Here is a 13,090-nt window from a genome sequence, read left to right as displayed (position 1 = left end):
GGCCCCCTGCCCGGCCTTTGCCACATGCGCGCCGCTTGACCTCTGGCTTCGGCCTGCTACGCCTGTGACATGTCGCAGCCCTTGATCTCCAATCAGACCGCCCGCCGGATCTTTCTTGACCGCCATGCGCTTGCCGAGGCACCAACCGGCCCGGCCACCGGCGCCGCCCTTGCGGCCCTGATCGACCGCATCGGCTTTGTCCAGATCGACAGCATCGCCACGGTCGGGCGGGCACATGACATGATCCTTTACGCGCGGCGACAAAGTTACCGGCCGGACGGGATGAAACCGCTGATCGAGCGTGACCGGCTCTTGTGGGAGCACTGGACCCATGACGCCTCGATCCTGCCGGTCTCGGTCTTCCCACATTGGCATCACCGTTTCGACGAGAACCGGCGGACATTGGTAAAGCGCTGGACCGGCTGGCAAAAACCCGGTTTCGAGGCCGAATTCGACCGGATCTTGCAACATGTTTCGGATCACGGGCCCGTCAGTTCTTCGGATTTCACCAAGGACACGCCGCGCGAAAAGGGCAGCTGGTGGGACTGGCATCCGTCCAAGGCGGCGCTGGAATATCTCTGGCAGTCGGGCGCATTGGCGATTGCCCGGCGCGATGCCTTTCGCAAGGTCTATGATCTGGCGGAACGGGTCATCCCTGCCGCGCTCCATCATCACAGGCCCGATCGGGAAGAAACCGTGGACTGGGCCTGTCGTTCGGCACTGGACAGGCTTGGCTTTGCGACCAGCGGCGAACTTGCAGCCTATTGGAAGGCCATCAGCCCGGCAGAGGCACAGAGCTGGTGCGCGGCGGCACTGCGCCGGGGCGAGATAGCAAAGGCGCAGATCGAGGGCTGGCAGGGGCAAAGCCGCGAGGTCTTGCTCTGGCCAGACACGCTGATCGAAAGGCCGCCCGAACCTCCGGGTAGGATCAGGATCCTGTCGCCCTTTGACCCTGCCCTGCGGGATCGCAAACGCGCAGAGTTCCTCTTTGGCTTCTTCTACCGCATTGAAATCTATGTCCCGGAAGAAAAGCGGCAGTACGGCTATTACGTCTTTCCGGTCCTGGAGGGTGACCGGATCATCGGCCGGATGGATGTGAAGGCCCATCGTTCCAACGGGTGCCTGCGGGTCGCAGGGTTCTGGCCTGAGGCTGGGATCCGGGTCGGAACCGGGCGGCAGGCGCGACTTCGTGCCGAAATGGAACGGCTCGCGCGGTTTGCCGGCTGTACGACGACAGAATGGTTGCCGGGCTGGGATCGCTCCGCGCTCTGACTGCCCATCTCGTTCCTGCAAACGACCCCGCTCCGATGACAGGTGACTTTGCAGAGCTTCGCAGCGATGGGCCTCTCCTAGGGCAACAACTCTCCGACGACCTGATCCCGGTCATGGACCGTCAGCCGCCGCTGGGTTGGATGCCAGTCGGCCGCCCCCCAAGAGCCTTGGCCCAGATGTCGTGGCATCCCCCCGCCGGAACCTGCACAGGGCCACATCAGATCAGAAGTCTTCCCATTGCTGCGCGCTGTCATGGGTGCCGGTACGGGCGATCGGAATCGGCTGGAACCCTTCGGGCGTGCGGGCCGGGGTGGCAAGACGGATCTCCGGCGCCCGTTTCGCCGCCTCTTTGGCTGCGGGCACCACAAAGCGCAGCAGCGTTTCACTCAGTTTCTGCGCATCATTATGCAGCGCGTCGGAAGAGGTTGTGCTCTGCACCACGACAGCCGCATTGCGCTGCGTGACCTCGTCCAGCTGTTTCACGCCGGTATTGATTTCCGAAAGACCAAGCGACTGCTCCCGCGCCGAAGCCGCGATATCAGCGATCAGCGTGGTCACCGAATGGATGCGCTCGATCATCCGGTTCAGCGCAGATCCTGTTTCATGCACGAGGGCAGAACCTGCCTCGACCTGCTCGGTCGACTGGCTGATCAGACGCTTGATCTCGCGCGCCGATTCGGAAGCACGCTGCGCCAGCGACCTGACTTCGGATGCGACAACGGCAAAGCCCTTGCCTGCCTCGCCCGCCCTTGCAGCCTCGACCCCGGCATTCAGCGCCAGAAGATTGGTCTGGAACGCGATATCGTCAATCACATCGGTGATACGGGTGATCTGGCGCGAGCTTTGTTCGATCTGCTCCATGGCGGTGATCGCGCGGTGAACGACCTGGCCGCTTTCCTCGGCCTGACGCCCGTTTTCGGCCATTTGCGTATCGGCATTGGCGGCGTTTTCGGCGGTCGACTGCACGCTTGCCGTCAGCTCATCCAACGCGGCGGCGGTCTCTTCCAGCGTCGCGGCCTGGGTTTCTGTCCGGTTCGACATATCCTGCGAGATCGTGTTGAACTCTGCCGCACCGCTGTCGATCGAGCCGGCAATCTGGCGGATCATCACCATGGTTTCCGCCAGCATATCGACCACACCATTGAAATTCTGTCGCAATTCTTCGTAACGGACCGGGAAGGGATCCTCTGCCGGATTGGAGATCGCCGCCGTCAGATCCAGCCCGGACAGCCGCGCCAGTGAATCCGACAGGTCCCGCACGACCCGGCTCTGCTCGGCCTCCCGACGGGTCGATTCCTCACTCATCGCTTCGGTCTCAACCACCGACCGGCGCCAATCCTCAAAACCGCGGGCAAAGGTGCCGATCTCATCCTGACGGCTCAGCGCGGGCACCTCGACCGTGGAGTCACCACTGCGAATCCGCTCCAGCACCTGCGAAAGCGATCCAAGCGGTCGCAGCAGCCCCCGATTGGCCAGGAACAGTATAAGGGCACCGATCAGAGATGCGATGCCGACCCCGATGATCCCCTGGATCTCGGCCGAACGCAGATCTCCGCGCAAGACCGTCTCGGGCACGAAATTACACAGGATCCCGATAACTGTTCCGCTCAGATCACGGATCGGAATCAGGTTGACCGAATAGGTTTCGCCGAAAAGCACCGCCGGGCCCATATAGCGCTCGCCCCGCAGGATATAGGACCTGGCCGGGTGATCGAGGCCCAGCGGAGAGTCCACCCAGCGGCGCCCGGCCTCGTCAAAGATGCTGGTGGTCATCCGGAAAAAATCGCCGCGCGCATCATCCCAGCGGAGGATCGAGAAATGCGTGCCGGCGGTCTTTTTCGCCTCATCCACCATAGTGTGGTTGCTGAAGGTCGGGATCCCGTCCCAGACGGCGTCGGTCACGTTTCCGCTTGCATCAATCTGATAGCTGAGCCCCGAGAAAGTGTCCTGCGTGATCTCGGCGGTCATACGCGTGGCCATCAGGATCAGCGTCTGCAGTCTTTCCTCAACCACCTGCGAAACTTTGTGACTGGCGAGCCAGACGCCGAGCCCCCCCACAAGCAGGAACATGACAAGCGAAAGGCCGGTCAGCTTGGTGACGAGGCCGAGTGAACGCAGCCGATTCATTGGATAAACCCCCGGGGTCAGACATGTTGCCCCGGCAGAATCGGACAAGCGGGTATAGATTCGGTTAGTGGGAATGGGGGTAATTCGATTTGTTGCTATTATTCCCTGACCCACATGCGCCCGCCAGCATTCCCCGGCCACCGACCGTGTCTGGTGCTTCCCGCCCCCGCGTCTCCCGGCTATAAAGCGCGGATGCGACAGACCCTTTCCGAGATTTACGAGGCCCGGGTGGCCGATGGCAGCCTGCGCCCCGACCCGGCACAGCGCGATGTATTGCCCCTGCTCGAGAGCCTGCGCGACTGGCTCGAAAGCCATCCGCCGCGCAAAGGCGGCTTTCTGTCGGGCCTGTTCGGCAAGGCACCTCCGGCGGCACCGAAAGGGCTCTATCTCTGGGGCGGCGTCGGGCGTGGCAAGTCGATGCTGATGGATCTTTTCACCGAAATGACGGCGATCGAGGCGAAACGCCGCGTGCATTTCCATGCCTTCATGCAGGAAATCCATCACGGGATGCATGAGGCGCGCAAGACCGGCGTCGAGGATGCGCTGGCGCCGGTGGCGGCAAAGATCACGCGCGAGCTGCGGTTGCTGGCCTTTGACGAGATGCAGATCACCGATATCACCGATGCGATGATCGTGGGGCGGCTGTTCGAGAAATTCTTTGCGGCGGGCCTGGTGGTGGTGGTGACCTCGAACCGCCCGCCCGAGGATCTGTACAAGAACGGGCTGAACCGGCAGCTCTTCCTGCCGTTCATCGACATCCTGCGCGAAAAGCTGGTGATCCATGAGATCGTCAGCGCCAATGATTATCGCCAGCACAGGCTGACCGGGGCGCAGGTCTGGTTCCAGCCCGCCGGCAGCAATCACGGCCGGATCGATGCGATCTGGAACGACCTTACCGGCGGCGCGGCGGGCACGGCGCTGCGGCTGCCGGTCAATGGCCGCGAGGTCGAGTTGCCGCGATTTGCCAGCGGTGTCGGGCGCGCGGGCTTCTACGATCTTTGCGCCCGCCCGCTGGGGGCCGCAGATTTCCTTGCCATCGCCAGCGCCTGCCGGGTGCTGATTCTGGAAGATATCCCGCAGCTCTCGGCATCGAACTATAATGAGGCAAAGCGTTTTGTGACGCTGGTCGACGCGCTTTACGAGGCAAAGGTGCGGCTGATCGCCTCGGCAGCGGATGAGCCGGAGCGGTTATACCTCGAAGGCACTGGTGCCTTTGAATTCGAACGCACCGCGAGCCGGCTGCGCGAGATGCAGGACGCGACATGGGGCTCCGATCACAGGGATCCCGGTACAGAATAAGGTGCCTCCGGGTCCCCGGTCCGCCAGTATGACTCCGGGGGTCAGCCGTGGAATATCTGCCATATCAGACGCAATGCCATAGCGCCCGAGGTCACGACCAGCAGCGGCCGGATCAGCTGCGCCCCGATCCGCATGGCCAGCTTCGCCCCGATCCAGGCGCCGAGCGTCTGGGTCAGCGCCATACCCAGCCCCACCAGCCAGAGCACATTTCCCGAAGGTATGAACACCGCAAGCGAGCCGAGATTTGACGCGAAATTCAGGAGCTTGGTATGGGCGGTGGCCCGCAGCACCCCATATCCGGCCAGCAGCACGAAACCCATCATGAAGAAGCTGCCAGTTCCGGGGCCAAAGAACCCGTCATAAGCCGCGATGGCAGGCACGATGGTAAAGGCGAAAACCGCGGGCTTCATCCGCTGCACCCGGTCCTGATCGCTCAGCCCTTTGCGAAAGGCAAAAAAGCCCGCCACCGCGATCAGCACGACCGGCATGATGATCCGCAGAAGATCGGCCGAGAGCAGATGGGCCACCATTGCGCCCGCCGCCGCCGCCAGGGCCGAAATCACCGCCATCGGCAGCTGTTCTGACAGGCGCACATGGCCCGCTTTGGCATAGGTCAGCGCGGCGGTGCCAGAGCCGAAGCTGCCTTGCAGCTTATTGGTGGCCAGCGCCTCGATCGGCGAAACACCGGCCAGCAGCAAAGCGGGCACCGTGATCAGACCGCCGCCGCCGGCGATGGAATCGATCATCCCCGCCACAAAGGCCGCGAGCATCAGGAAAAGCGCCAGATCCGTCGCGATTTCAAACATGTCAGAGCCCGAGCCGCCGGCTCACCCGCCCGACAACCGCGCCGCTTTTCAGCGCCCAGCCCGGATCGGTACTGTAATCCACAAAGCCAAGCCGCGCATAATAGGCCAGCCCCGGGCGGTTATCGGCGCGGATCGTCGCGTTCAGAACCGCCACCCCCGCCGCGCGGGCGGCAGCTCCCGTCGCCGCGAAAAGCGCCTGGCCGATGCCGCGCGCCTGGACATCCGATGCAACGAAGGTCCCGATCTCGGCCCAGCCCTCCGGCAGCGCCGGGTTGGGAGAGACGACCTGAAAGCCGATCACCCGGCCCCCGAGCTCGGCGACATGGCAGCAGATGCCATCTTCCGGTGCGATATAGCGCGCGAGGATATCGGCCTCCTCGCGCTCGTCCTCATAGGCGGTGGTACCGCCCTCGCGGATGATCTGGTTTTGCAATTCCGTCATCGCGGGTGCATCAGCGGGCAAGGCGCGGCGGATAATCATGCCGCGAACTCTTCGCGCGCATAGCCCTGCAGATACAGCAGAGCCGTCAGATCCCCGTGATTGACCCGGATCTTCGCCTCGGCCTGAACCTTCGGCTTGGCATGAAGTGCGACCCCGGTCCCCGCGCGATGCAACATCGGCAGGTCATTGGCACCGTCGCCCACCGCGATCACCTGATCAGCGCCGATCCCGAGCCTGGTGGTGATTTCTTCCAGTGCCGTCACCTTGGCCTCTTTCCCGAGGATCGGATCCGCAACCATCCCGGTCAGCTTCCCATCCGCAACCAACAGCGTATTGGCGCGGTTCTCATCGAACCCGAGCCGCGCCGCAATGGCCGCAGTAAAGGCGGTAAACCCGCCCGAGACCAGCGCCGTATAAGCGCCCTGCGCCTTCATGGTGTTCAACAGCACTGTGCCGCCCGGCATCAGCGTGATCCGGTCCCGGATCACGCCCGCGATCACGCTTTCCGGCAGACCTTTCAACAGGCCCACGCGCTCGCGCAAAGCCGCCTCGAAATCCAGCTCGCCATTCATCGCCCGCGCAGTGATGCCCGCGACATGCGCGCCCACACCGGCCTCATCGGCCAGCTCGTCGATACATTCCTGGCGGATCATCGTGCTGTCCATATCGGCAATCAGCAGCTGTTTTTTCCGCCCCGCCCCGGGCTGAACCGCCAGATCCAGTTTCAGCGACTGGAGATCGTGCCAGACCTGATCCACATTGTCCGGCACATTCGCCAAAGGGAACTCTGCCGCGACACCCGGATCCAGCCAGCGGGCATCGCCGCCACCCCAGGCATTGCGCAGGCTCTCGACCGTTTCGCGGTTCAGAATCGGGGTCTCGGGGCTGGTCAGCAAAGTGGCGATGAACATCTGGCCTCCGGGCGCGTCTGGGAACTCAGGCATGGTTTCAGCCCGGGAATTACGCGCTTTCCGGGGCCAAAGCCAGCGCGCCGGAGTTCTTTTGCACCTGCATCGCAAGCGCCGCATTGCAGCGATTGACATTGTCATTAAATAATCCATACCTCTATTTATGCGAAAGATTATTGCGCATTCATAATTTTCGGCGCGTGACAGGTGAGGCGACCATGACCGAAGCAAAAGCTCCCACGGAGATCAGCACAGGCGCAAAGCCGGTGAAGGATAAGCCCTGGCTCTTTCGCACCTATGCCGGCCATTCGACCGCCAGCGCCTCGAACGAGCTCTATCGCGGCAACCTCGCCAAGGGGCAGACGGGTCTCTCGGTTGCCTTCGATCTGCCGACCCAGACCGGCTATGACAGCGATCATGAGCTTTCGCGCGGTGAGGTCGGCAAGGTCGGCGTGCCGGTCTGCCATCTGGGCGATATGCGGTCCCTGTTCAAAGATATCCCGCTGGAACAGATGAACACCTCGATGACGATCAACGCGACGGCGCCCTGGCTGCTCGCGCTGTATGTTGCCGTGGCCGAAGAACAGGGCGCGGATATTTCCCAGCTCCAGGGCACGGTTCAGAATGACATCATCAAGGAATATCTCTCGCGCGGAACCTATATCTGCCCGCCAAAGCCAAGCCTGCGGCTGATCACCGATGTCGCCGCCTGGACGGGTAAGAACCTGCCAAAATGGAACCCGATGAATGTCTGTTCCTACCATCTGCAAGAGGCCGGCGCGACGCCGGAACAGGAGCTGGCATTTGCCCTCGCGACCGCCTGCGCGGTGCTCGATGATCTGAAAGGAAAGGTCGCGGAAAAGGACTTCCCCAAGATGGTCGGGCGGATTTCCTTCTTCGTCAATGCGGGTATCCGCTTTGTGACCGAGATGTGCAAGATGCGCGCCTTTGTCGATCTCTGGACCGAAATCTGCCGCGACCGCTATGGCATAACTGACGAGAAATACTCGCGTTTCCGCTATGGGGTGCAGGTGAACAGCCTTGGCCTTACCGAACCGCAGCCGGAAAACAACGTCTATCGCATCCTGATCGAGATGCTGGCAGTGACCTTGTCGAAAAAGGCCCGGGCGCGGGCGGTGCAGCTGCCCGCCTGGAATGAGGCGCTTGGCCTGCCGCGGCCCTGGGATCAGCAATGGTCGCTCCGTATGCAGCAGATCCTGGCTTACGAAACCGACCTGCTGGAATATGACGATCTGTTTGACGAGAACCCCGCCATCGACCGCAAGGTCGAGGCGCTGAAACAGGGCGCGCGTGACGAGCTGGCGCAGATCGACGCCATGGGCGGCGCAGTCGCCTCGATCGAATATATGAAATCGCGGCTGGTCGAGGCCAATGCCGAACGCATCGGCCGCATCGAGACCCAGGAGACCATCGTCGTCGGCGTCAACCGCTGGCGCGAAACCGAACCCTCGCCCCTGACCACCGGTGATGGCGCGATCATGGTCATCGATGAAGCGGCCGAGGCCGATCAGCTTGACCGCCTGCGCGCCTGGCGCGAGGCACGCGACGAGGCACGCGTCCGCGAAGCCCTGGAAGAGTTGCGCGAGGCAGCCGCCCAGGGCCGCAATATCATGCCGCCCTCGATCAAAGCGGCCAAAGCCGGCGCAACCACCGGCGAATGGGGCGAAACCGTCCGCAAAGCTTTTGGCCAGTATCGCGGGCCTACAGGTGTGTCGAAGAACCCCTCGAACCGCACCGAAGGGCTGGAGCCGATCCGCGAGGCGGTCTCGGCCGTCTCGGCCCGACTGGGCCGGCAATTGTCCTTCCTTGTGGGCAAGCCCGGCCTCGACGGCCACTCGAACGGCGCCGAACAGATTGCGGCCCGCGCCCGCGATTGCGGCATGGAGATCCATTACGAAGGCATCCGCCTGACACCTGCCGAGATCGTCGCCGCCGCCGCCGACCAGGACGTGCATGTCGTCGGCCTCTCGATCCTTTCCGGCAGCCATATCCCGCTGATCTCCGATATGATGGAGCGGATGCGGGCGGCGGGCCTGACCGTCCCGGTTGTCGTGGGCGGCATCATCCCCGAGGATGACGCGGTAAAGCTGCGCGCCATGGGGGTCGCCGCCGTTTATACGCCGAAGGATTTCGAGCTGAACCGGATCATGATGGATATCGTGACCCTGGTGGACCCGGAGCCCGAGGCCGCGTGAGCATCTGCTTTTCCGCATTCGCGGCCCGGGGTCGCGACCTGTTCTCCCGGTCTGCATGGGCGGTATAGCGAATTACCACCCCTGTCGGCCCGTCTCGCAGATTGATGATTGCCCCATCAGGTCAGTCAATTTGACCGGCACATACGGCATATATTACGGTATCTACGCCAATCATCACTCATAGTGCCGGTATTCTGGCAAATTTTCGGGCAGAATGCCGTATTGCCCTTATGCCTGTCCTCAAACTGCTTTATTTCGCGCCAATGTGAATAATCTTCAGGCGAATCGGCGGAACAAGAATGCCTCATCTGGACGAGAGACTTGAATCCATCCTTGCCGAGGTGATCCGGCGCAACCAGGGCGAGCCCGAATTCCACCAGGCGGTGCGCGAGGTTCTCGAAAGCCTTGGTCGCGTGGTCGCCAAGCGCCCCGACCTTCTCGAAGACGCGCTGATCGAGCGTATTTGCGAACCAGAACGCCAGATCATTTTCCGCGTGCCGTGGATTGATGATGCGGGCCAGGTCCGCATCAACCGCGCCTTCCGCGTGCAATTCAATTCAGCGCTTGGCCCCTATAAGGGCGGCATCCGGTTCCACCCTTCGGTGAATGTCGGGATCATCAAGTTCCTCGGCTTTGAACAGACCTTCAAGAACGCGCTGACCGGCATGCCGATCGGCGGCGGCAAAGGCGGCTCGGATTTCGACCCCAAGGGTAAATCCGACCGTGAAATCATGCGCTTCTGCCAGTCGTTCATGCTCGAACTCCACCGCCATATCGGAGAATATACAGACGTTCCCGCAGGCGATATCGGCGTCGGCGGCCGCGAGATCGGCTATATGTTCGGCCAGTACAAGCGCCTGACGAACCGCTACGAGGCAGGCGTTCTGACCGGCAAGGCGCTGTTCTACGGCGGCTCGCGCGCCCGCACCGAGGCAACCGGCTACGGCAATACCTATTTCGTGCAATCGATGCTGGGGACCAAAGGCACCTCGTTCGACGGCAAGAAAGTGGTGATTTCCGGCTCCGGCAACGTGGCGATCTACAGCCATGAGAAGGTCACTTCGTTTGGCGGCAAGGTCATCGCGATGTCCGACAGCTCGGGCTATATCGTGGATGAGAACGGCATCGATCTCGACCTGATCCAGGAGATCAAAGAGGTGCGTCGCGCCCGGATCTCGGAATATCTGCGCATCAAGGGCGAGGGCAAAGGCGTCTGGTTCGTCAAGGCGGGCGAAGGCTCGATCTGGGACGTGCCCTGTGACGTGGCGATGCCTTCGGCCACGCAGAACGAGCTGACCGGCAAGGATGCAAAGGCTCTGGTGAAGAATGGCGTGATCGCGGTCGGCGAAGGCGCGAATATGCCCTCTACCCCGGATGCCGTACGGATCTTCCAGGATGCAGGCGTGCTCTTCGCTCCCGGCAAGGCGGCAAATGCTGGTGGCGTGGCCACTTCGGCGCTCGAAATGCAGCAAAATGCCAGCCGCGACAGCTGGACCTTTGATCAGACGGAAGCGCGTCTCGCAACGATCATGAAGAACATCCACGACACCTGCGCCGGTACGGCCGAAGAATTCGGCGCGCCGGGCGATTACGTGATGGGCGCGAATATCGCGGGCTTCGTGAAAGTGGCCGAAGCGATGCGGGCGCTCGGCGTCATCTGATCCTGGCCGGACGGCTTCCCGGATGTGTTAAAGCAAGGGGCGTGGCTGCGAGGCTGCGCCCCTTTTGCATGGCGGGTCGCTGTTCCGCCCTTGCATGAAGCGATTCGCTCCTGTTGTATGGCCACCCTCTCGTGACAGGAGCCTCCTCATGAAGACCCGTAAACTCGGCCGCCACGATGTCGGCGCCATTGGATTTGGCGCGATGTCCCTGGGCGGGATGTTTGGCGCGACCGATGAGGCAACCAGCCTCAGCGCGCTGGATGCCGCCTGGGAAGCCGGCATCACCCATTTCGACACCGCCAATATCTATGGCATGGGCATCTCGGAAACCATGATCGGCACATGGCTGAAGACGCGCGGACATTCCCCGGTGATCGCCACCAAAGCCGGAATCGTCGATGGCACCCCGCGCCGGATCGACAATTCCGAACCCTATCTGCGGAGCGAACTGGAGGCCTCGCTGAAGCGCCTGGGCCGCGATCACGTCGATCTCTTCTACATCCACCGCCGCGAGGCAGACCGCCCGCTGGAAGAGGTGATCGGCACCCTGTCGCGGCTGATTGAGGAGGGAAAGATCGGCGGCTACGGCCTCTCCGAGATTGCGCCCGCCACTCTGCGCCGCGCCCATGCGATCCATCCCTGTATGGCGGTGCAGAATGAATATTCGCTCTGGACCCGCCAGCCAGAGCTCGGCGTGATCCAGGCCTGCGCTGAACTTGGCACTACATTCGTGGCCTTTTCGCCACTGGCGCGCGGCATGCTGGGCGAGACCGCGCTGGCGCCGCCGACCGACGGATTCCGCGGGCGCAATCCACGCTTTACCGAACCGGCCTTCTCGCGCAATACAGCAAAGATTGAAAGCTTCCGCGCCTTTTGCCGCGAGAGAGGCTGGACCACATCCGCCACCGCCCTCGCCTGGACCTTGCAAAAAGGCGACCATATCCTGCCCATCCCCGGCACCCGCAGCGCCGCGCATCTGCGGCACTGGCTGGCAGCTGACGAGATCAGCTTCACGGCTGAAGACCAAGCCCGGATCGACCAGTTGCTTCCCGCAGGTTTTGCAGAAGGCGACCGCTACGGCGATCACCAGCTGGCAGGTGTCGAGCGTTACTGCTGACCGCGCCCTGGCCGAAGACAGGCATTCGGCGTTCGCCCCGGCCCGGTATCGGTCACAGCCCCGCAGGCCGCGCAGCGGTAATGATCGGGGCCAATATGGCGTTCAAGCCGCCAGCGACAGGCGCGGGTCAGGGTTGACCCGCGCCTGTAATACCACAGCCCGAAAAAGAGCAAAGCAAGGCCAATGGGGAGAAACAGGATCATGGCGAAACAACTCCGGCACCTGTGCCCCTGGCCAGCCTGCGCCTCCGGCGGGGATATTTAAGGACAGATGAAAAACACTGCCTCCTTCATCTGTCTCTAAATATCCCGGGGGTGAGCGCGGCACGCGCGAGGGGGCTGGCCCCCTCTCCCCGGCCAGGTTCAGACGGCGCGCTCGACCATCAGGTTCTTGATTTCTGCAATCGCCTTTGCCGGGTTAAGCCCCTTCGGGCAGGTCTTGGCGCAGTTCATGATTGTATGGCAGCGATAAAGCTTGAACGGATCTTCCAGCCCGTCGAGACGCTCGCCGGTGATCTCATCGCGGGAATCGACGATCCAGCGATAGGCATGCAGCAGCGCCGCCGGGCCGAGATATTTCTCGGAATTCCACCAATAGCTCGGGCAGGACGTCGAGCAGGAGGCGCACATCACGCATTCATAAAGCCCGTCGAGCTTTTTGCGATCCTCGATCGACTGGCGCCATTCTTTCGCCGGCGTGTTCGAACGCGTCTCCAGCCAGGGCATAATCGAGGCATGCTGCGCGTAGAAATGCGTCAGATCCGGGATCAGGTCCTTGATTACCGACATATGCGGCAGCGGGTAAATCTTTACATCCCCCCGGATCTCATCAAGCCCATAGATACAGGCCAGATGGTTGCCACCATCGATATTCATCGCGCAGGAGCCGCAAATCCCTTCGCGGCACGAGCGGCGGAAGGTCAGCGTCGGATCGATCTCGTTTTTGATCTTGATCAGCGCGTCCAGAACCATCGGCCCGCATTTATCCATATCAAGATAATAGGTGTCGACCCGCGGGTTCTCGCCGGTATCAGGATCCCAGCGATAGATGCGGAAGGCCCGGGTGTTCTTCGCACCGGCGGGCTTTGGCCAGGTCTTGCCGGTACGGACCTTGGAGTTCTTGGGGAGCGAAAACTGGACCATGGCTGTTCCTCAGGCTCTGGCTTTGCGCTTGGCGCCGTAATGAAATCCGCGGGGCGCCACAGGGCGCCGGGCGATGAAGGTACCGGGCAGGCCGGCGCAG

Annotated in this window: 11 protein-coding genes; 5 read left to right on the top strand and 6 right to left on the bottom strand. The window is 62.4% G+C overall.

Annotation, left to right across the window (positions count from 1 at the left end):
• The first annotated feature begins 69 nt into the window (after positions 1 to 69).
• The gene (locus tag BLW25_RS16455; RefSeq protein WP_092901129.1) at positions 70 to 1,272 is read left to right on the top strand and encodes a winged helix-turn-helix domain-containing protein; all 1,203 of its coding nucleotides are present in this window, start codon (positions 70 to 72) and stop codon (positions 1,270 to 1,272) included.
• Between the two features lie 222 nt (positions 1,273 to 1,494).
• Here BLW25_RS16455 and BLW25_RS16450 read toward each other — a convergent pair whose 3' ends face one another.
• Positions 1,495 to 3,399, bottom strand: coding sequence for a methyl-accepting chemotaxis protein (locus tag BLW25_RS16450; RefSeq protein WP_092901126.1), 1,905 nt, complete (start codon positions 3,397 to 3,399; stop codon positions 1,495 to 1,497).
• 192 nt (positions 3,400 to 3,591) lie between these two features.
• Between BLW25_RS16450 and zapE the strand changes: the two genes are divergently transcribed.
• On the top strand, positions 3,592 to 4,698 hold the full coding sequence (gene zapE, locus BLW25_RS16445) for a cell division protein ZapE (RefSeq protein ID WP_092901123.1): 1,107 nt from the start codon (positions 3,592 to 3,594) through the stop codon (positions 4,696 to 4,698).
• A gap of 41 nt (positions 4,699 to 4,739) precedes the next feature.
• Here the strand turns inward: zapE and BLW25_RS16440 are convergent, their stop codons facing one another.
• The 3 genes from BLW25_RS16440 to serB are packed head-to-tail and all read right to left on the bottom strand — an operon-like array spanning position 4,740 to position 6,857.
• Positions 4,740 to 5,504: a TSUP family transporter gene (locus BLW25_RS16440; RefSeq protein ID WP_092901120.1), complete on the bottom strand. Its 765-nt coding sequence runs from the start codon at positions 5,502 to 5,504 to the stop codon at positions 4,740 to 4,742.
• Between the two features lies 1 nt (position 5,505).
• A complete protein-coding gene (locus tag BLW25_RS16435; RefSeq protein ID WP_092901117.1) occupies positions 5,506 to 5,985 on the bottom strand; it encodes a GNAT family N-acetyltransferase in 480 nt (159 codons plus the stop codon).
• Positions 5,982 to 6,857 (bottom strand): phosphoserine phosphatase SerB, encoded by an 876-nt coding sequence (gene serB, locus BLW25_RS16430; protein WP_092901114.1) that lies wholly within the window; start codon positions 6,855 to 6,857, stop codon positions 5,982 to 5,984. Before serB ends, BLW25_RS16435 begins: the two co-directional genes overlap by 4 nt.
• Before the next feature lie 215 nt (positions 6,858 to 7,072).
• Here serB and BLW25_RS16425 point away from each other — a divergent pair, with 215 nt between their 5' ends.
• The 3 genes from BLW25_RS16425 (at position 7,073) to BLW25_RS16415 (ending at position 11,848) form a co-directional block, all read left to right on the top strand.
• A complete protein-coding gene (locus BLW25_RS16425; protein ID WP_092902197.1) occupies positions 7,073 to 9,070 on the top strand; it encodes a protein meaA in 1,998 nt (665 codons plus the stop codon).
• A gap of 299 nt (positions 9,071 to 9,369) precedes the next feature.
• The gene (gene gdhA, locus BLW25_RS16420; protein WP_092901110.1) at positions 9,370 to 10,731 is read left to right on the top strand and encodes an NADP-specific glutamate dehydrogenase; all 1,362 of its coding nucleotides are present in this window, start codon (positions 9,370 to 9,372) and stop codon (positions 10,729 to 10,731) included.
• Between the two features lie 148 nt (positions 10,732 to 10,879).
• Complete coding sequence (locus BLW25_RS16415; protein ID WP_092901107.1) at positions 10,880 to 11,848, top strand: aldo/keto reductase; 969 nt, start codon at positions 10,880 to 10,882, stop codon at positions 11,846 to 11,848.
• Here BLW25_RS16415 and BLW25_RS16410 read toward each other — a convergent pair.
• Together BLW25_RS16410 and BLW25_RS16405 are read right to left on the bottom strand one after the other, a co-directional pair.
• Positions 11,839 to 12,051 (bottom strand): hypothetical protein, encoded by a 213-nt coding sequence (locus BLW25_RS16410; protein ID WP_092901104.1) that lies wholly within the window; start codon positions 12,049 to 12,051, stop codon positions 11,839 to 11,841. The genes BLW25_RS16415 and BLW25_RS16410 overlap by 10 nt on opposite strands.
• Before the next feature lie 159 nt (positions 12,052 to 12,210).
• Entirely contained in the window at positions 12,211 to 12,990 is a 780-nt protein-coding gene (locus BLW25_RS16405) for a succinate dehydrogenase iron-sulfur subunit (protein WP_092901101.1), read from the bottom strand.
• Positions 12,991 to 13,090: the final 100 nt, after the last annotated feature.

It is taken from the genome of Rhodobacter sp. 24-YEA-8, from assembly GCF_900105075.1.
GTDB lineage: Bacteria > Pseudomonadota > Alphaproteobacteria > Rhodobacterales > Rhodobacteraceae > Pseudogemmobacter.
The sequence above is the reverse complement of the archived record's forward strand: the minus strand, read 5'-3'. Positions and strand labels throughout refer to the sequence as shown.

Excerpts from the sequence above, each read along its gene's own strand:
- serB (WP_092901114.1), bottom strand. The coding sequence starts at position 6,857 with ATGTTCATCGCCACTTTGCTGACCAGCCCCGAGACCCCGATTCTGAAC.
- gdhA (WP_092901110.1), top strand. The coding sequence starts at position 9,370 with ATGCCTCATCTGGACGAGAGACTTGAATCCATCCTTGCCGAGGTGATC.
- BLW25_RS16425 (WP_092902197.1), top strand. The coding sequence starts at position 7,073 with ATGACCGAAGCAAAAGCTCCCACGGAGATCAGCACAGGCGCAAAGCCG.
- BLW25_RS16440 (WP_092901120.1), bottom strand. The coding sequence starts at position 5,504 with ATGTTTGAAATCGCGACGGATCTGGCGCTTTTCCTGATGCTCGCGGCC.
- BLW25_RS16415 (WP_092901107.1), top strand. The coding sequence starts at position 10,880 with ATGAAGACCCGTAAACTCGGCCGCCACGATGTCGGCGCCATTGGATTT.
- BLW25_RS16435 (WP_092901117.1), bottom strand. The coding sequence starts at position 5,985 with ATGATTATCCGCCGCGCCTTGCCCGCTGATGCACCCGCGATGACGGAA.
- BLW25_RS16450 (WP_092901126.1), bottom strand. The coding sequence starts at position 3,399 with ATGAATCGGCTGCGTTCACTCGGCCTCGTCACCAAGCTGACCGGCCTT.
- zapE (WP_092901123.1), top strand. The coding sequence starts at position 3,592 with ATGCGACAGACCCTTTCCGAGATTTACGAGGCCCGGGTGGCCGATGGC.
- BLW25_RS16410 (WP_092901104.1), bottom strand. The coding sequence starts at position 12,051 with ATGATCCTGTTTCTCCCCATTGGCCTTGCTTTGCTCTTTTTCGGGCTG.
- BLW25_RS16405 (WP_092901101.1), bottom strand. The coding sequence starts at position 12,990 with ATGGTCCAGTTTTCGCTCCCCAAGAACTCCAAGGTCCGTACCGGCAAG.
- BLW25_RS16455 (WP_092901129.1), top strand. The coding sequence starts at position 70 with ATGTCGCAGCCCTTGATCTCCAATCAGACCGCCCGCCGGATCTTTCTT.